The organism is Acinetobacter sp. 22323 (genome assembly GCF_052044895.1).
In the GTDB taxonomy this organism is placed as follows: domain Bacteria; phylum Pseudomonadota; class Gammaproteobacteria; order Pseudomonadales; family Moraxellaceae; genus Acinetobacter; species Acinetobacter schindleri.
Genome location: NZ_JBQEOL010000002.1, coordinates 19,692 through 38,061, shown reverse-complemented (window position 1 = coordinate 38,061; position 18,370 = coordinate 19,692). Strand labels below are relative to the sequence as shown.

Genomic DNA, 18,370 nt, shown 5'->3' with positions numbered 1-18,370 from the left:
TTTTTTCTCTTTAAAAATCGGTGAACTGTAAAGCTGAGATCTAAAAAAAGGACGCCTGAGCGTCCTTTTTTATTTTCATTCAATTAGTCAAACAGACGATCAAAGAATGATTTTTTCTTCGGTGAAGATTGGCTACCTTCCCCATCCATTGATGCTTGCAGCTCTTTCAGCAATTCACGCTGACGTGCAGTCAGGTTTACTGGTGTTTCAACCACAATCCGGCATAACAGGTCACCAGTCATGCTGGTACGAACAGGTTTTACACCCTTACCACGTAAACGGAATAATTTACCGGTTTGCGTACCTTCCGGGATTTTCAGGCTGACACGGCCATCCAGGGTTGGGATTTCAATCTCTTTACCCAATGCAGCATCAGCAATTGAAACAGGCACATCCATATACAGGTCAGCACCATCACGCTGGAAGATCTCGTGCTCACGCACCACCACTTCTACGTACAGATCGCCTGATTGACCATCACGGATCGCTTCACCTTTACCGGTTAAACGTACGCGGTCGCCATTGTCCACACCGGCTGGAATGGTAACTTCCAGGGTTTGCTGACGATCAGATACGCCCGAACCATGACATTTATTACATGGATTCTTGATGATCTTGCCTTGACCACGACAGGTGCTACAGGTTTGCTGTACAGAGAAAAACCCCTGCTGCATACGTACCTGGCCCGCACCATGACAGGTCGGACAAGTTTCCACATCATTCGGATTTTTAGAGCCTTTACCATCACAGGCATCACACGGTGCAGGCGCAGTGAAGGTAATAGTTTTCTTGACGCCTTTGACTGCTTCTTCCAGGCTCAGTTCCATCACATAACGTAAGTCAGAACCACGGCGCGCACGTTGTTGCTGACGACCGCCACCAAATGCCCCACCAAAGATGTCACCGAACTGGCTGAAAATATCTTCTGCGCTAAAACCACCGCCGAAGCCACCACCGCCGCCCATACCACCTTCAAAGGCCTGATGGCCCATGCGGTCGTACATGCTGCGCTTTTCGCTGTCAGACAGTACTTCATAAGCTTCTGAAGCTTCCTTGAACTTTTCTTCAGCTTCTGGATTGTCAGGGTTGCGGTCTGGATGATATTTCATCGCCAACTTACGGTAGGCTTTTTTAATCTCATCATCACTAGCGGTTTTAGCAACACCCAAAACCTCATAATAATCACGTTTAGCCATGTCTGGCGATGCTCCTCACGGAATTTTATTTAATACTTAACTGTGGTCTGAAATTGGGGGTCAAACCAGTTTTTACAAGGGGGAATATGAAAAAAAATCGAAAGCCTAGAAAACAGCTTTGCTTTGATAGAATTTGGACACGCCCTTGAACCAGGCATTAATCATGAAAATAAACGCAATAAAGCTGAATACGACGCCAGCGACCGTGCAAGCTTTCACCCATAACATGCTGTCCCAGGCATGGAAAAAGAGCGGAATAAACCAGAGGGCTGCAAAAACAGCCAGCATGGTATAGATCACCACATTACGCATGATCCACAGCGCTTGTGCCTGTAGCCAGACTTCTGCATAGTCGACCTGAGCGACTTTGCGTGCTAACCAATAAGAAAAAATTCCAAAAATCACGGTAAAAGAGGCCAAAAACATGAACACATATGCAATGGCTACAGAGCGCCGCATTTGAGTTAAACTTTTTTGATTCATGTCTCTTTCAACCTCGTTGTCCGTTTCTGCAACACGGGAAAAACGGCAACTTCGCATTTTTTAAAATTGTAAAATTATCAGGCACTACTATATTAAAAAATTTAATATTTCGCACCTGATTTTAAGACAGTTTTAGACCGATTGCGAAGTTTTCTTTACCTTAAACCATTGCGCATACAAGGCCGGCAGGAAAAACAGGGTTAACAGTGTCGCCACAATCAGTCCGCCCATGATGGCAACCGCCATTGGACCGAAGAAAATGCTACGTGAAAGTGGAATCATGGCCAGTACAGCAGCCAGGGCAGTCAATACAATTGGACGGCAACGGCGTACCGTGGCATTGATGATGGCATCCCATTGTGATTCTCCAGCCTGAATATCCTGTTCGATCTGATCAATCAGAATCAGGGAATTACGCATGATCATGCCTGAGAGTGCAATCGTACCCAGCATGGCGACGAAACCAAACGGTTTATTGAACAATAACAGAAAGAGTACCACGCCAATGATGCCCAGTGGCGCGGTCAGGAACACAATAAAGGTCCGTGACATACTTCTTAGCTGGATCATCAGCAGGGTCAGAACCACTGCCAGGAACAATGGCATACCGGCATTCACAGATGTCTGACCTCGTGCTGATTCCTCTACGGTTCCACCTACCTCAATCAAGTAGCCACTTGGTAATTGATCTTTAATGCTCTCCAAGACAGGAGCAAGCTGATTGACCACGGTGGCTGGTTGTAAATTGCTACGGATATCCGCACGTACGGTAATCGTCGGCAAACGGTTACGATGCCAGATTAGTCCTTCTTCAAAGCTGTATTCAATATTGGCAATCTGCGCCAAGGGCACAAAGTTACCACGTGCAGTGGGTACCGCCAGACTGCTTAAAGATGCCACATCGACACGTTCAGCCTGCTCACCACGCAGACGGATTTCAATCAGCTCACGTTTTTCCCGGAACTGATCCAGTCCCGCGCCTGCAATGGAGCTGTTCAGGAAATTGGCCAGATCACTACTGCTCACACCCATCTGACGGGCACGGTCCTGATCAATGTCTAATTTGATCACTTTACTTGGCTCGCCCCAGTCCAGATGCACATTGGTGGTGTTCTGGTTTTCAGCTACCTTGGCAGCGACTTTTTGTGCCCAGCTGCGTACCAGTGCCAAGTCTTCACCCGACACCCGGAATTGAAGTGGATAGCCGACTGGTGGACCATTTTCCAGCAAGGATACACGAGTACGTACTTCAGGTAACAGCAGACGAATCTGCTTGCTTAAAGATTCACGGATTTCATTGCGATCTTCCAGGGAAGAGGCCAGTACCACAAACTGGGCAAAGCTGGTTTGAGGCAATTGCTGATCAAGTGGCAAATAGAAACGCGGTGAACCGGTGCCGACGTAAACCACGTAATTATCAATGCCCTCCTGTTTAGACAGGAAAGCTTCGACTTTTTTCACAGCAGCTTCGGTGGCTTTCAGTGAAGCCCCCTCTTCTAGTTTCAGATCGACCAGGATCTCCGCCCGATTGGAGGGTGGAAAGAACTGTTGCGGTACCAATTTAAACATGATGATCGACAGGACAAAAATTCCTACAGTCAACGCAATCACGGTCTTGCGATAAGTGACACAGGTATTTACCCAGCGTCTAAAACCCTGATAGAACCGGGTTTGATAAGGATCATGATGCTCCCCCGCATGATGCACAATCGGCTCTGGTTCAGGCTGCTTGCGCAGACGTGCCCAGAGGCGCTGATACCAAGGTGCTTTCTGGATCAGGTCTTTATTAAAATCCGGCAGGAGTTTGTCACCCAGATAAGGGACAAACAGCACCGCAGCAATCCAGGACACCAGCAAGGCCAGGGTCACCACCTGAAAGATAGAACGGGTATATTCCCCAGTGCTGGATGCAGCAGTCGCAATTGGCAGGAAGCCAGCTGCCGTAATCAGGGTTCCGGTCAACATCGGAAATGCCGTGGTACGCCAGGCATGCCCGGCAGCTTCCAGCCGGCTATAGCCCTGTTCCATTTTGATCGCCATCATCTCAATGGCAATAATGGCATCATCGACCAGCAGGCCAAGTGCCAGAATCAGTGCACCTAGGGAAATCTTGTGCAGACCGACATCAAATAGCTGCATCCCGGCAAAGGTCATCGCCAGCACCAAAGGAATCGAAAAAGCCACCACCAGACCCGGACGGAAACCGAGAGAGAAGAAGCTGACCAGAAGCACGATAATCACCGCTTCCGCCAGCACCTTCATAAACTCGTTGATACTGCGTTTGACCGCCACCGGCTGATCCGATACTTTTTGCAGGTCCATCCCCAGAGGCAGGGATTTCTGCAGGCGGGCAAATTCCTGTTCCAGATGTTTACCCAAGGCAATGATGTCCCCACCCTTACGCATCGATACCGCAATACCAATGCCGTTTTCCCCCATAAAACGCATACGTGGCTGGGCGGGATCGGTAAAGCCGCGATAGACCTCTGCGACATCGCCGAGCTGGATGGTTTTACCATTCACATACAGTGGCATCTGCTGTAGCTCTTCTACAGTCTGCAATGCACCGCTGACCCGAACCTGAATCCGGTCTGTGTCAGTTTCAAAGAAACCGGCATTGCTCATAGCATTTTGCTGTTGTAGCGATTGCTGAATGGCAGTGACTGGAATACCCAGCTGTGCAGCTTTGGTATTAGAAATCTCAATCCAGATTTTCTGGTCTTGCAGGCCAATCAGCTCAACTTTGGCAACATCTTTGACACGCTGCAATTGCAGTTGCAGACGGTCGGCATATTCTTTGAGTGTCGCGTAGTCGAAATCTTTGCCTTTCAGCACATAGATATTGCCGAAGGTATCGCCGAATTCATCGTTAAAGAACGGACCTTGCACGCCTTGTGGCAGTTCATGCCGGATATCATTGACTTTTTTGCGCACCTGATACCAAACATCAGGAATATCTTTGGAGCGTAAACTGTCTTTGGCAATAAAGGTCACCAAAGATTCCCCTGGACGTGAGTACGCCATAATGCGTTCATACTGTCCCGTGGTCATCAGCTCCTTTTCAATCCGGTCCGTGACCTGCAGGGAAACTTCCTGTGCACTGGCCCCCGGCCAGTAGGTCTGGACCACCATCACCTTAAAGGTAAAAGGTGGATCTTCGCTCTGTGACAGTTTGGAATAGGACATGATGCCGACCAGACCGAGCAGAATCATGAAGTACAGCACCAGACCCTTATTTTTCAGGGCCCATTCGGAAAGGTTAAAATTCATGTTTAACCTCCAGCCCGAATGGTCACACTACGGTTCTGACGGTCAATCGGACGGATTTTTTGTTGATCCCGGAGCAGGTGAATGCCTCCAATCACGACATAATCATCTGCTTTGAGGCCACTCAGCACAGGCACAGAGTCACGGCCATAAGCACCAATCTGTACCGGCAGCTTACGCACGGTAGAATCCGGCTTAACCACCATGACATAGGCCTGGCCATCCGTCGCAGAGACACTGGATAAGGGTACGCTCAGCGCATTGTCCTGAGTTTTGATAAAAAACACACGGGCACTTTGTCCGAGCTGAATCGACTTCTGACCTTCACGTAGTGCTACCCGCACCGTAAAAGTCCGGGACTGATCTGCAGCCGGAGAAATCTCACGCACATAAGCACTGAATTTTTCATCTTTTTTCGACCAGAGGGTAACCCAGGCCGGCTGACCAACCTTAATCTCGCTCACCGCCTGTTCCGGTACCCCAATCACCACTTCACGATCTCCGGAGAGTGCAATTTCAAAGGCTGCCTGTCCTGCTGCCACGACCTGACCGACTTCAATATGACGTGCAGTAATCACGCCATTTTTATTGGCAATTAAGCGGTTATAACCCGTCTGGTTACGGCTGACATCATAATTGGACTGGGCCTGCTTTAGATTCGATCTAGCTGCCTTATATTGATTCTCGACTGCATCATATTGCGAGCGGCTGACCGCATTGGCCGGCAGTAACTGTTTAAAACGGTTCAGTTCATCTTCCGCAATTTTGGCTGCGGACTGGGCACTTTCCAGTTGGGCACGCGCTGCGTTTAACTGCAGTTCCGCATCCTTGACATCTAAGCTTGCCAGTACCTGCCCGACCCGCACCTGATCCCCGACATCGACATAGCGCTGGATGATCTGACCAGCGACCCGGAACGCCAGCGGCGTTTGCTGACGTGCCTGCACATCCCCGGCATAGCTTTTCTGTTCTAAATAGGAAGTATTCGGCTGAGTCACCATGACAAAGGGAACTTCCTGTTCTGTGGCCGCATTGTTTTTGCTGCATCCCCCTAAGGTCACACTGCAAGCTATAATCATGCCGGTCAGGACGTACTGAATCGTGCTCATGTTGTCTGCTCTTATCAAATAATGATTTTTCTGTTCGATAGACTGCGCTATAGTGAACTGGTTATTTTTTAATTAATATACCATGCGGCACACTAATTAGAATTCCCCCCATAAAACAATGACCATTTTTATTTTTTTTGGAAAAAAATGTGCAAATTCCCGTAGGACGTCCTAAAGATCTCGAAAAGCGCCGGCGTATTCTGGATGCGGCCAAACACCTGTTTCTGCAGCATGGCTATCATGGTTCCAGCATGAACCAGATTGCGCAGGCTGCAGGCGTAACCAAGCTGACGGTGTATAACCATTTTCAGGACAAAGCCACACTGTTTACCTGCGCGATTGAGGATACCTGCGAGCATCTGATTCCAGCCAGTCCAACGACGCTGCTGCATGCCGAGAGCAATTTTCGTGATGCGTTGCATGAAGCCTGTATATTGTCGATGAATATGGTCAATCTGCCGGAAGCGATTAAACTGGATTTACTGCTGATGGAACTGGCTTCCGAGCAAAGTCCTTTAACTCAACAATTCTTTAATGCCTCGCATCTGCGATTAAGCCAGCTCTGGCAAGAGTTCTTTCATCTGGCCCAGAGCTATCATTTTATTCAGCAAGATGATCCATTGCGTCAAACTGAACTGATGCTCTCACTGCTATTTGGTAACCGGCATCAGAAAGTTCTGCTGGGTGTGTTTCCCGTACCTGCCTTAGAAAAACAGCAAATAATTATTCAGGACGCTATTCATATTTTCTTATTGCGCTATGCCGCCTAAAATGCCAATTTGTAATTAGATTCATACAAATTGGCATTCACCTTGCTATTTTATAGGCAGGTCGTGTCCGACTTTTGTCTGTAATGGGCTTGGAATGCTTTCCAGGCGCGGTATAGTCAGGAAATGCAACAGAGGGAATATAAAAATGGCTCAACAAATTGATGCACCACTACGCGAAGACGTACGTTTACTGGGCAATCTGCTCGGTGAAACCTTAAAGCTACATGCGGGGCAGGATTTGTTTAATCAGGTGGAACAGATTCGGGCGCTTTCCAAAGGTGCTCGCGACGGCCAGCTAGAAGCAGAAAAACAACTCGAACAGCTATTTCTCAGTCTGGAAGATGATGAAATTCTTCCGCTTACCCGCGCCTTTACCCATTTCCTGAACTTTGCCAATATTGCCGAGCAATATCACGTGGTCCGTCGTCGCCGTCAAAGCGAATTTGATGAAACTGCCGAATCGCCAAATCCCCTGGTTCCCCTATTTGAAAAATTTAAACAGCAGGAAATTTCCGCTGAAAGCCTATATCAGCAGATCTGTGAACTGAAAATTGAACTGGTACTGACTGCGCATCCGACTGAAGTCAGCCGACGTACCCTGATTCAAAAATATGATGGTATCAATGACTGTCTGTCCAAATGCGACCAGCAGAAACTCACCCCGCGTGAACGCCAAGCCGTTTTGGCCGAACTGAAACAGCTAATCACGTCTGCCTGGCAGACCGATGAAATCCGTCAGCATCGTCCGACACCAGTCGATGAAGCCAAATGGGGCTTTACTACCATTGAACAGACCTTATGGAATGCAGTACCAAAATTCATCCGTGAACTGGATGGCATGGTACAGCAACAGTGCGGTCAGTCATTACCGCTCAGTGTTGCGCCAGTGCGTTTTGCCTCCTGGATGGGAGGTGACCGTGACGGTAACCCGAATGTGACCCATCACATTACTCAGGAAGTACTATGGCTGTCACGCTGGAAAGCTGCTGATCTGTATTTACGTGATATTGAAGATCTGCGCTGGGAACTGTCGATCCAGCAATGCAGTGAAGAACTGCAACAGGCGCTGGGCAGCTCACATCCGGAACCTTATCGTGAATATCTCCGTGACACCCGTGAACGCCTGAAAGCAACGCGGCACTGGCTAGCAGAAAAACTGCATGGTCATGATGCCGATGACAGCCAGGTAATTAAAACCAAAGATGAGTTATTACAGCCTTTATTGCTGTGCTATCGCTCGCTGCTAGCGTGCAATCTGCCGGAAATTGCCAATGGCAAACTGCTGGACTTTATTTACCGTGTGAACAGTTTCGGCATTGAATTGCTGAAACTGGATATCCGTCAAGAATCTGGCCGTCACCGTCAGGCGATCTCTGCGATTACGGAGTATCTTGGCTTAGGTAATTTTGAAACCTGGACTGAACAGGCACGTCAAAATTTCTTATTACAGGAACTGCAAAGCAAGCGTCCGTTATTACCAAAATACCTCAATGAACCGGCCGGCAGCCTGATTGAGCATCCGGATGTGCAGGAAGTCTTCGCGACCATGCGTACGCTGGCAGAACAGCCAAGTGAATCACTCGGTGCCTATATCATTTCGATGGCGGAATATCCAAGTGATGTACTGGCGGTTTTATTGCTGCAAAAAGAAGCAGGCATCAAACAGGCTTTACGTGTAGTGCCTCTCTTTGAAACTTTGAAAGATCTCGACGGCGCAGCCAGCACCATGTCGACCCTGTTCAATATGCACTGGTATAAACAGCATATTCAGGGCAAGCATGAAGTCATGATTGGCTATTCAGATTCAGCCAAGGATGCCGGTTTTATGTCTGCCAACTGGGCGCAATACCGTGCCCAAGAGGAACTGACGGCTGTTGCAAAACAGCATGGTATCCAGCTGACGCTGTTCCACGGCCGTGGCGGTTCAATCAGCCGAGGGGGTGCTCCAACACAACAGGCCCTGTTCTCACAACCACCCGGCTCGATCTCAGGTGCGATTCGTGTCACTGAACAGGGTGAGATGATCCGCTTCAAGTTCGGTCTGGAAGGTATCGCGCTACAAAACCTGGAGATCTATACCGCGGCAACACTGGAAGCAACGCTATTGCCGCCCCCTGTGCCGAAAACAGAATGGCGTGACCTGATGCATCAGATGACCGATTTATCGGTACAGGTCTATCGCCAGACAGTCCGTGAAAATCCCCACTTTGTAAAATACCTGCGTACCGTTACTCCTGAGCTGGAACTGCAAATGCTGCCCTTAGGTTCACGTCCAGCGAAACGTAAAGTCAGTGGTGGGATTGAATCTTTACGTGCAATTCCATGGGTGTTTGCCTGGACCCAGATCCGTTTGATGCTACCTGCCTGGCTCGGTACCGGTGCTGCATTAAATGAGGTACTGGATCAGGGTCAACGTGCCACACTCGATGAAATGCTAGCGCAGTGGCCATATTTCCAGACCCTGATTGATATGCTGGAAATGGTCCTGTCCAAAGCAGATGGTGATGTGGCATTGTATTATGAGTCACACTTGACTCATGATCCCGACCTGAAAGTATTGGGTGAGGAACTGCGTCAACGTCTGAAAGATGCGGTACAAACGCTGCTGACCTTAAAAGGTGAATCAAAACTGCTGACCAGTAACGATGTACTGGATCAATCAATGCGTGTGCGTAAGCCCTATTTACTGCCGCTGCACTTGTTACAGGCCGAACTAATGAAACGCCGTCGTCTGTATCTGGCAGAGCAAAATGCTGAACACACCCCGGTAGATCATGCCTTAATGGTAAGTATTGCCGGAATTGCCGCTGGTTTACGTAATACGGGCTAAGTAATTTTTTAATCATGAAGAAGCACATCTCCATGATGTGCTTTTTTATTGATCAGTCAATAGCCAAAAAAGCTTTCTTTTATATATCACATTAGATTTATTTATAGATCATCCCAAGAAGTAGCTGATGAATTAATCTACTGATTTCACTTTATTTTTAAACCACTTTACTTTTACCACACGGTAAAATCTCAAATAAAGTCATAGAATTAATTTGAACAAAAATTTTGTTTTGGTAATTAAATCTTCGAAAGAACAAGAGTATGATGTGCTCAATTTATCTTTTGAGTGCTCATTTTATGTCCAGTTGGTTTCCCAAATGGCGCCCTTATGAGGGCAGTATCGATGCACGACCAGTAGGTACCGCAGAGTATTTACCACCCGCACAAACTGTAATTCTGGGTGTACAACACGCTTTTGCAATGTTTGGTGCCACTGTACTGGCCCCGTTTTTAATGGGCTTTGATCCAAACCTGGCAATTTTAATGTCAGGGATCTGTACCATTCTGTTCTTTATAATGACAGGTGGTCGAGTTCCAAGTTATTTAGGTTCAAGCTTTGCCTTCATTGGTGTGGTGATTGCGGCAACCGGTTATGCCGGTGGTGGCGGTCTCAATCCGAATATTGGCGTTGCAGCAGGCGGGATTATTGCCTGTGGTATCTTCTATGCCTTGATGGGTTTTCTGGTCATGGCAACAGGGACCCGCTGGATTGAAAAACTGATGCCACCAGTCGTCACTGGTGCAGTGGTCATGATTATTGGCTTGAACCTGGCCCCTGTGACTGTAAAAAGCGTGATGGGCAATACTTTTAATATGTGGATGTCTTTGGTCACAGTATTGTGTATGGGTTCAATTGCCGTATTCACTCGTGGCTTACTGCAACGTCTATTATTATTAGTCGGTCTATTGTTAGCGTATCTGATCTATTTCGTACTTAGCAATGTCATGGGTTATGGCACTGCAATTAATTTCCTGCCAATTCAGCAGGCTGCCTGGTTTGGTTTACCAACCTTTCATGCGCCGACTTTTGAATTGAATGCCATGCTGATTATTGCACCGATTGCCTTGATTCTGGTCGCTGAAAACCTTGGGCATATTAAAGCAGTCGGCGCAATGACTGGAGAAAACCTGGATCCGCATATCGGTAAAGCCTTTGTTGCAGATGGTGTTGCGACTACCTTGGCTGGTGGTGTCGGTGCTCCGGGGATGACCACGTATGGTGAAAACATCGGTGTAATGGCAGTCACCCGGGTTTACTCCACCATTATCTTTGCCGTAGCCGGTGTGTTTGCTGTGTTCCTGGGTTTATCACCGAAGTTTGGTGCAATCATTCATACCATTCCAACTGCGATTCTGACTGGTGCTTCGATTGTAGTCTTTGGTTTGATCACCATTGCCGGTGCAAAAATCTGGATTGAAAATAAAGTCGACTTCTCACAAAACAAAAATCTGATGGTTGCGGCTGTGACCATTATTTTAGGTACGGGTGACTTTGCCCTGACCTTTGGTGATTTCAACCTGGGTGGAATTGGTACTGCAACATTTGCAGCCTTATTCCTGAACTGGTTCTTCAGCCTGGTCGATAAAAAATAGATTCCAAGTAATTAATTTAATAGCAGCTGCCAAGGCTGCTTTTTTTATCTCAAAAGAATTGTTTAAGATAGATGGATTCTTTGCAATGAGCATCCTGTAGATGCGTCTGGATTTATTTGATTTAAAGCTGTTTTTAAATATTGCTGAAACTGGCAGCCTGACCAGGGGTGCCGAATACTCGTCAATTTCCTTGCAAGCTGCCAGTGAAAGGATTAAAAAACTGGAACAGCACTATCAGGTTAAGCTGTTCATCCGTCATTCTGGCGGAGTAAAACTCACTTTTGCCGGACAGGTCTTCGCTGAACATGCTCAAGCCATCCTGCAACAGGGCCAACAGCTGTCACGAGCTATGGCAGTTTTTAGTGAAGGACAGCATTCTAATATCAGCTTGTGGTGTAATTCATCAGCACAAAGTGAATATCTTCCCCTGTTGCTACCCAAGTATCTGGTCAATAACCGTTATTTAAAACCTACTCAAACCTACTCAAACCTACTTACGTGGGCTTAATGTCTAATTCCTGCTTCACTATCAAGAACCAATCGCAATTGCTTTTGGGATTACCTCAATTCCACAGGCTGTCACGGTGTAACTCACCGCCATTGGTAGCTTAGGTGGCTACCAATTCTTTATCTGCATGTTTTAGGATATTAATCGCAGCATTAATATCCCGATCATGCAGGGTTTTACATGAACATCGCCACTTACGCATTGATAGCGTTAAGTTTTGATTTAATTCACCACAATGCGAACACATTTTACTACTTGGAAAGAATCTACCAACAGATAGAATTGACTTGCCATGTTGTGCTGCCTTGTAGATCAGTTGTCGCTTGAACTCATGAAATCCCATATCAGATATGGCTCTTGAGAGTTTACGGTTCTTAACCATACCTTTCACATTTAAATCCTCAATTGCAATTACATCGAATCGCTTGATTAAATTCGATGTGACTTGATGAAGATGGTTCTTTCTCAGGCATGATATTTTGTAGTGCAAACGAGAGAGCTTGGTTTTCGCTTTTTCTCTATTTTGACTACCTTTCTGTTTGCGGCTAAAAGACTTTGTAAGTCGTCTTAGTTTGGCTAGTTGTCTTTTTAATGGCGCACTTGATGGGATAACCTCACCATTGGATAGCGTGGCAAGATTAGAAACACCCAAATCAACACCAATAGCCACACCTGTTTTTGGGTGAAGATTCTCAGCTTGATTTAACTCAACACTAATAGAAGCAAACCACTTGCCACCTTGTTTAAATATTTTTGCTGATAGGATTTTACCTTGATAGCGTAAATCCTCAGTCATCTTTACCCAACCCAAGTTTGGGATACTGATTTTTCTATCTTTAATGCGAAACTGGTCATTTGATAATGAAAAACGATCATCTACGCCTTTTTTTCTAGGTCTAGGATACTTTGACTGACCACTGAAGAAGCGATCAAATGAGTTGCCTAGCTGCTTAATAGCAAGCTGTGGGGCGCACTTGGTTACTTTCAGCATAAATGGATATTTTGAACGCTTAAATGAGTTTAAGTGTTTTCTAATCTTGCCTTCGGATGGCTTATTGAGGAGTTTTTTATCAACCTCGACACCATAATATTCACACTGATCTCGATATTCTTTATCCGCTTTATACTGACGTTGCCATTCTTTTAATGCCCAATTATAAGATAAACGTGCAACACCACTTGCCTGTGCAAAATGAGTGGCTTGCTTATCGTTTGGCAGTAATTGAATGACATGCCCTCGTATAAATCGGCTCATAGTGCGTCTTTAACCGCCTGAATGAGCTTCTGGTTTTTTTTGCTACGACTACCGTACAATCTTGCTGAAAAAACAGTAATAATTTCCAAAACGTCTTGAGCAAGTTCTTCCTCAAAAGATAAATTTTCACCTTTATTAAGAATAACAATTTCAACACTCTTAGCTTCGCATAAGGCAAAAACCAATTCAGCTCCAAAGCGCAACAAACGGTCTTTATGCGTTAAAACCAAACGCCCAATTTCATCATTCATAATGGCTTCAAGGAGCTTATTTAAGCCTTTTTTCTTGTAGTTCATACCTGAACCAAGATCGGAAATTAACTCAAACGTCCAACCTTGATTGGCGCAATACATTTCTAAAACTTGTTGCTGACGGATTAAATCTTCTTTTTGATCATGACTAGACACCCTTGCGTATGCAATGGTTTTTCTTTGATCCTGACTATCAAGCTTATGGATTTGCTCAGGCGTGATCTTACTCAGATCATATCGCCTGTGATTTTTAGGGGTTCGATCTGCAACCAAAGCGCCTTCTTCATCCCAACGTCTTAATGTTTGAATGGAAACGCCTAGTGTTTTAGCTGCAACGCTAATGCTTACATACTTACTCATAATTTATATATTAGTATAGAAATGAGTAGATTTCAACTAGCAGTTATGACCCCCAATATCCAGATTGATCTAAAAGAAGCAGAGAGCAATGACATTATTGCAGCATTGACCAGTGGCACTGCCAAACTTGGTTTAATTTCCAGCTTCTTTGCTGCTCCACAGTTGCAAACCCTGGAATTTTCAGATGATCCTTTGGTGCTAATCTGTCCAGAACAGCATGATCTCAGTACCAGTAAAGCATTGAAATTAGGGGACTGTCTGAATTATCCCTTTGTGGGTTTAATGCAATATCACTCCTTACAACAGTCTATTGAAGCTCAGGCCAGATTACTCCACTGCGAAATCCAATACCGCTTAAGATTGCCGAATTTTTCTGCTATTGCTCAGGTGGTTGCGAATGGTGTTGGCATTGCCATCATGCCGCAACGTGCTGCGCAACGTTTGGCCAAGCTCTATGCATTTAAGCAAATCCAGTTGACTGGAGATTGGGCCAACCGCAAGTTACTGTTAGCTGCGAAAAATTTTGATGAACTGAGTATTGCCTATCAACATTTTAGCCAATTTTTACTTTCTGCCGAGATTCAGAAAGTCTTGGATTAAATCCAGCCGAACTGGTGCAGTGTCATATAACTGCCCAAAGCAATCAGACCGATAAAAAATACAGTACGGAATTTCTGCTCAGGAATTCGATAGCGAATTTTCTTACCCAACCACATGCCGATGAGCGCAGGAACTAAAGCAATTGCCGACATCGGAAAGCAATCATCTGATGATCCCAAATTTATTTAGAACCATGCTATAAAAATGACTGCCAAAGAAAAATCAGGGTTTTAAGGATACAGCCTCAAGCAAATCTTGAGGCTCAAGATGTACTTTGCTGGAAAGCATCAGATTGACCAGCACAGATTTTAAATAAAGGGCGCTTAAGGACGAAATTCTTTCAGTTCGCGCTGAATAAAATGCTGAAACATTTCCCGATACAGGTGCTCTATAAATACTGGATCAATGCCCTGCTTTTGAGCTTGGGCTTTGACATTTTCGACAACCTGCTCCATCCGTTCCGGAGATTGCAGGTCAGTTTCAGTTTTCTTGAAACGGGTGGTTTGGTCTACATAAAACTGGCGCGCAGCAATCAGCTCAACCAAAGCTGTATCAATCGCGTCAATCTGCTCACGTGCATGTTGTAATGATTCAGCTTTTACTTTGTTCATGTTTATTCAGTTCACTTTCAGTTTGATTATCACTCTTATACTTTTCTTCTAACACATTACTGAAAATACTTTCAATCATCCAGACACGATATAAGCTATTAAATACAAAACTTTGATTATCAATCCGAAGTTCCAGCACCGGCAAGTTGGGCTGAGACTTCATTTCACAGAGCATATCATTGTCTTTCAGCTTGGTCTGAATATCTTCTTCGGTCAGTTGCCCAATTCCCAGTTCCTGCTGTAAGGCATTGAAATGTGGGGTATAACTCAAGTCATGTCCACGCGTCCAAACCGCCTGCAAAATCCGGTACATCGCATCCACCCGCCCTTCTTCCGGGCAGCTGTAATACAGCTGTGCCATCGGCAAAATGCTTTGTACCGTCGGTCGGCAAAATGGGGTAAATTCGACTTCAGTCCGTTTTGACAGGCGCGTTGCCAGTCCCCAGTCAAAGCCATCACGGCCACGATAAGACAGCGGATAGACATTCAGATGGATATTATAAAAATCAGCCAGTTCTTCCTTAATATAGGCCAGCAACAGCCAGGAAATTGGATCTTCCAGGGCAATATACAGATCCAGTTCCGGATCTAAGCCCTGAATTTCATTCAGTTCTTCAGCATCACTGATCAGGTGCTCACGCCATTCAATATGATTGATCAGGAAGATTGGATTACCCGTCAGTAATTTTTGCTGTTTCAGACGGCGGGTTAAACGCAGCAGATCATCTACGGCATGATACTGACGGCCACCAAAATCAAAATAGCTGGCCAAAACCGGGGTTGTGTCAAAGACCCGTTCAGAAAAATCCTGTGGCTGATGATGGCGACTGGCCATGCTATGCAAGGTACGCAGTTTGCCATACTGCTTTTGCCAGAGCATATGAAAGATATCTTCCAGCAGATAAAGAAAATCCTGGCCACGCAATGGTGTTCGGCGCAGAATAGTTTCGGCCTGTTTTAAGGCTTCTGCAGTAGGTAATTCTGGCGTTTCATGAAAGCTGAAACGATGCTGTCTGGAGAGAATTTTGGCATCATTAATACAGTAATTTTGCCATTCTTCAAAAGACATCTGATTCGGTATTTCGCCACGTTGACTCGAAATTACCACCTTCAACGGTTTTAATTCCGGACTCAGGATCTCTTCCAGTTGTGGTAACAGCTGCACCGCCAGATAGCTATACACATCATCCAGCCGCAGATAAATCGTTAGGCCATCTTCAGCAGATAGCACCGCCTGGCGGGTTGGCTTTTGATAAAACCAACTCGATCGGATTGGATCGAACCAACGGCGTAACAGGGACATGAGATCAGCCTCAGTAGAGAACAACGCAGCAGATGACAGCGTCTAACTGCTACAGGATACTATCTTTTTCACCAGAATAGCAGATCACCTGGATCTGCTGTATGTGAAAAAACTTATATCAATTCAAGACAAAATGATCAATGTTTGCAAAGCCCTTAGATCTCGAGATTTAGGTCAGTCACTGCCCCGGTTTCTGCACCAGAGGTCATTTTGGCAAACTTGGCTAATGCTCCATGCGTGTAATTCGGTTTTGGTTTAATCCAGGCGGCCTGACGTGCAGCGATTTCCTCATCCGAGACATGCCAGGTCATTTCACGGGTTTCGGCATTTATCGAAATCTCATCGCCATTTTGTACCAGACCGATCGGTCCACCTTCATAGGCTTCTGGGGTGACATGACCAATCACAAACCCATGACTACCACCGGAGAATCGGCCATCGGTAATCAGTGCTACGGAATCCCCTAAGCCTTTACCAATAATCGCTGAGGTCGGTTTCAGCATTTCTGGCATGCCTGGTCCACCTTTAGGACCAACACCGCGAATCACCACCACTTCACCCGGCTGAACTTCACCATCCAGAATCCCGCGCATGGCGCCCTGTTCACCCTCAAAGACCCGTGCTGCTCCTTTGAAGTAAAGGCCTTCCTTACCGGTAATTTTGGCCACGGCACCTTTTGGTGAAAGGTTACCTTTCATAATGATCAGATGTGAATCTTTTTTCACCGGCTGGTCAAATGACAGGATAATCTGCTGACCTTCAGGATAATCTTTTACATTCGCCAGGTTTTCTGCCAGAGTTTTACCAGTCACAGTCAGGCAGGAACCATCCAGCATGCCGGCATCCAGCATACGTTTCATCAATGGTTGAATCCCGCCAATCGCAATCAGCTCCGACATCAGATATTTACCCGATGGACGTACATCAGCGACTACAGGAATGTCTTTACCAATCCGGACAAAATCATCCAGACTGAGCTCCACACCTGCGGTATGTGCCATGGCCAACAGATGGAGTACACCATTGGTCGAACCACCCAAAGCAATCAGAACTTTAATTGAATTTTCAAAAGCCGCTTTGGTCATGATGTCACGTGGTTTGATGTCCAGACGTAACAGATTCATCACGGCTTCACCAGCACGGGCACAGTCGATCTGCTTGTCTTCAGAGACGGCTTCCTGTGCAGAAGAACCCGGCAGGCTCATACCGAGTGCTTCAATCGCAGAAGCCATGGAATTCGCGGTATACATCCCGCCACAAGAACCTGGACCCGGCAAAGCCACTTCTTCAATATGCTTGACCTGAATCGCATTGATTTCACCTTTGGCATGCTGTCCGACTGCTTCAAATACGGAAATCATGTCGGTATGACCTTCGCCCGGTTTGATGGTACCGCCATAAATAAACAGACCTGGACGGTTTAGACGTGCCAGTCCCATGATGCAGCCCGGCATATTTTTATCACAGCCACCAATGGCAATTACACCATCATAGGCCTGACAGCCGACCACTGCTTCAATCGAATCCGCAATGATTTCACGGGACAGCAAGGAATATTTCATACCTTCGGTACCATTAGAAATCCCGTCGGAAATGGTAATGGTATTGAAGATAATGCCCTTGCCACCCGCAGCACTCACACCCTGTTCTACCGTTCTGGCCAGACCGTCAATATGCATATTACACGGGGTGACATTGGCCCAGGTCGAAGCAATGCCAATAAAAGGACGAGTAAAGTCTTCATCCTGAAAACCCGTGGCACGCATCATGGATCGGGCCGGGGCATTTTCGATGCCTTCATAAACGGGGGCTGAGTGCTCTCGGATATTATCTTTACTCATCTTGTTTTGTCCTGGATGTAATTCTTGTGAAGCCTGAAAGCTGTCTAGGTTTTATCCGATTGTATAGAAAGCCGTGTCCACATAAAAGTAAGACTCTGTGTATCACCTAAGTCTGTTTTTCTCTTGCTCTAGGCGCATGAGTAAGAGCGATATCAATGTCGCTGCCTTGCATTCATCTTAAAGCAATGCTTTAAACTTGTTCAGGCAATAGAGTCAGTGCAATAAAAGTATTTTTTACTTTGGCGCTATCCAAAGTAAAAGTCTGCCTATGCAAAAATTATTAGAACCCTAAAAGTGATTTGAGGCAGTGAATTATCAAACAATCAGACTAGCATTTGCAGTGCAATATCAGGGGGTTGCCATATGACCTGACTCGGACTTTTAAAGCTGA

General features: G+C 46.1%; 12 protein-coding genes and 3 pseudogenes. 5 read left to right on the top strand and 10 right to left on the bottom strand.

From position 1 onward, the window contains the following. Positions 1-83: 83 nt before the first annotated feature. From dnaJ to ACTJIX_RS01465, 4 genes are all read right to left on the bottom strand, one after another. Positions 84-1,196 (bottom strand): molecular chaperone DnaJ, encoded by a 1,113-nt coding sequence (gene dnaJ, locus ACTJIX_RS01480; protein ID WP_004895889.1) that lies wholly within the window; start codon positions 1,194-1,196, stop codon positions 84-86. Between the two features lie 105 nt (positions 1,197-1,301). Then, positions 1,302-1,679: a hypothetical protein gene (locus tag ACTJIX_RS01475; protein WP_004814094.1), complete on the bottom strand. Its 378-nt coding sequence runs from the start codon at positions 1,677-1,679 to the stop codon at positions 1,302-1,304. Positions 1,680-1,811: 132 nt separating this feature from the next. Then, a complete protein-coding gene (locus ACTJIX_RS01470) occupies positions 1,812-4,949 on the bottom strand; it encodes an efflux RND transporter permease subunit (protein WP_440611085.1) in 3,138 nt (1,045 codons plus the stop codon). Positions 4,950-4,951: 2 nt separating this feature from the next. Next, the gene (locus ACTJIX_RS01465; protein WP_008306992.1) at positions 4,952-6,055 is read right to left on the bottom strand and encodes an efflux RND transporter periplasmic adaptor subunit; all 1,104 of its coding nucleotides are present in this window, start codon (positions 6,053-6,055) and stop codon (positions 4,952-4,954) included. A gap of 149 nt (positions 6,056-6,204) precedes the next feature. On the opposite strand from ACTJIX_RS01465, the gene ACTJIX_RS01460 reads away from it, so the two are divergent. From ACTJIX_RS01460 to ACTJIX_RS01445, 4 genes and pseudogenes are all read left to right on the top strand, one after another. Beyond that, entirely contained in the window at positions 6,205-6,825 is a 621-nt protein-coding gene (locus ACTJIX_RS01460; protein ID WP_184104196.1) for a TetR/AcrR family transcriptional regulator, read from the top strand. Between the two features lie 145 nt (positions 6,826-6,970). After that, positions 6,971-9,655, top strand: coding sequence for a phosphoenolpyruvate carboxylase (gene ppc / locus ACTJIX_RS01455; RefSeq protein WP_004814090.1), 2,685 nt, complete (start codon positions 6,971-6,973; stop codon positions 9,653-9,655). A 299-nt stretch (positions 9,656-9,954) separates the two neighbouring features. Further along, on the top strand, positions 9,955-11,250 hold the full coding sequence (locus ACTJIX_RS01450; RefSeq protein ID WP_005220425.1) for a solute carrier family 23 protein: 1,296 nt from the start codon (positions 9,955-9,957) through the stop codon (positions 11,248-11,250). A 100-nt stretch (positions 11,251-11,350) separates the two neighbouring features. After that, positions 11,351-11,707: pseudogene (locus ACTJIX_RS01445) on the top strand (LysR family transcriptional regulator); the annotation flags it as partial. A gap of 151 nt (positions 11,708-11,858) precedes the next feature. On the opposite strand, the gene ACTJIX_RS01440 reads toward ACTJIX_RS01445, so the two are convergent. Together ACTJIX_RS01440 and ACTJIX_RS01435 are read right to left on the bottom strand one after the other, a co-directional pair. Beyond that, complete coding sequence (locus ACTJIX_RS01440; protein WP_008306985.1) at positions 11,859-13,013, bottom strand: RNA-guided endonuclease InsQ/TnpB family protein; 1,155 nt, start codon at positions 13,011-13,013, stop codon at positions 11,859-11,861. After that, positions 13,010-13,624, bottom strand: a complete 615-nt coding sequence (locus ACTJIX_RS01435) for an IS607 family transposase (RefSeq protein ID WP_180185449.1) — start codon at positions 13,622-13,624, stop codon at positions 13,010-13,012. The genes ACTJIX_RS01440 and ACTJIX_RS01435 overlap by 4 nt, the downstream gene beginning before the upstream one ends. A gap of 33 nt (positions 13,625-13,657) precedes the next feature. On the opposite strand from ACTJIX_RS01435, the pseudogene ACTJIX_RS01430 reads away from it, so the two are divergent. After that, a pseudogene (locus tag ACTJIX_RS01430) lies at positions 13,658-14,224 on the top strand (LysR substrate-binding domain-containing protein); the annotation flags it as partial. On the opposite strand, the pseudogene ACTJIX_RS01425 reads toward ACTJIX_RS01430, so the two are convergent. The 4 genes and pseudogenes from ACTJIX_RS01425 to ilvD form a co-directional block, all read right to left on the bottom strand. Then, a pseudogene (locus ACTJIX_RS01425) lies at positions 14,221-14,382 on the bottom strand (sulfite exporter TauE/SafE family protein); the annotation flags it as partial. The pseudogenes ACTJIX_RS01430 and ACTJIX_RS01425 overlap by 4 nt on opposite strands. A gap of 165 nt (positions 14,383-14,547) precedes the next feature. Continuing rightward, positions 14,548-14,835 carry a chorismate mutase gene (locus tag ACTJIX_RS01420; RefSeq protein ID WP_004814081.1) on the bottom strand — a complete coding sequence of 96 codons (288 nt, stop codon included), beginning with the start codon at positions 14,833-14,835 and terminating at the stop codon, positions 14,548-14,550. Then, positions 14,816-16,138, bottom strand: coding sequence for a hypothetical protein (locus tag ACTJIX_RS01415; protein WP_248604056.1), 1,323 nt, complete (start codon positions 16,136-16,138; stop codon positions 14,816-14,818). The genes ACTJIX_RS01420 and ACTJIX_RS01415 overlap by 20 nt, the downstream gene beginning before the upstream one ends. Positions 16,139-16,293: 155 nt before the next feature. Beyond that, complete coding sequence (ilvD, locus tag ACTJIX_RS01410; RefSeq protein ID WP_440611084.1) at positions 16,294-17,979, bottom strand: dihydroxy-acid dehydratase; 1,686 nt, start codon at positions 17,977-17,979, stop codon at positions 16,294-16,296. Positions 17,980-18,370 lie beyond the last annotated feature (391 nt).

Excerpts from the sequence above, each read along its gene's own strand:
- dnaJ (WP_004895889.1), bottom strand. The coding sequence starts at position 1,196 with ATGGCTAAACGTGATTATTATGAGGTTTTGGGTGTTGCTAAAACCGCT.
- ACTJIX_RS01475 (WP_004814094.1), bottom strand. The coding sequence starts at position 1,679 with ATGAATCAAAAAAGTTTAACTCAAATGCGGCGCTCTGTAGCCATTGCA.
- ACTJIX_RS01470 (WP_440611085.1), bottom strand. The coding sequence starts at position 4,949 with ATGAATTTTAACCTTTCCGAATGGGCCCTGAAAAATAAGGGTCTGGTG.
- ACTJIX_RS01465 (WP_008306992.1), bottom strand. The coding sequence starts at position 6,055 with ATGAGCACGATTCAGTACGTCCTGACCGGCATGATTATAGCTTGCAGT.
- ppc (WP_004814090.1), top strand. The coding sequence starts at position 6,971 with ATGGCTCAACAAATTGATGCACCACTACGCGAAGACGTACGTTTACTG.
- ACTJIX_RS01450 (WP_005220425.1), top strand. The coding sequence starts at position 9,955 with ATGTCCAGTTGGTTTCCCAAATGGCGCCCTTATGAGGGCAGTATCGAT.
- ACTJIX_RS01440 (WP_008306985.1), bottom strand. The coding sequence starts at position 13,013 with ATGAGCCGATTTATACGAGGGCATGTCATTCAATTACTGCCAAACGAT.
- ACTJIX_RS01435 (WP_180185449.1), bottom strand. The coding sequence starts at position 13,624 with ATGAGTAAGTATGTAAGCATTAGCGTTGCAGCTAAAACACTAGGCGTT.
- ACTJIX_RS01420 (WP_004814081.1), bottom strand. The coding sequence starts at position 14,835 with ATGAACAAAGTAAAAGCTGAATCATTACAACATGCACGTGAGCAGATT.
- ACTJIX_RS01415 (WP_248604056.1), bottom strand. The coding sequence starts at position 16,138 with ATGTCCCTGTTACGCCGTTGGTTCGATCCAATCCGATCGAGTTGGTTT.
- ilvD (WP_440611084.1), bottom strand. The coding sequence starts at position 17,979 with ATGAGTAAAGATAATATCCGAGAGCACTCAGCCCCCGTTTATGAAGGC.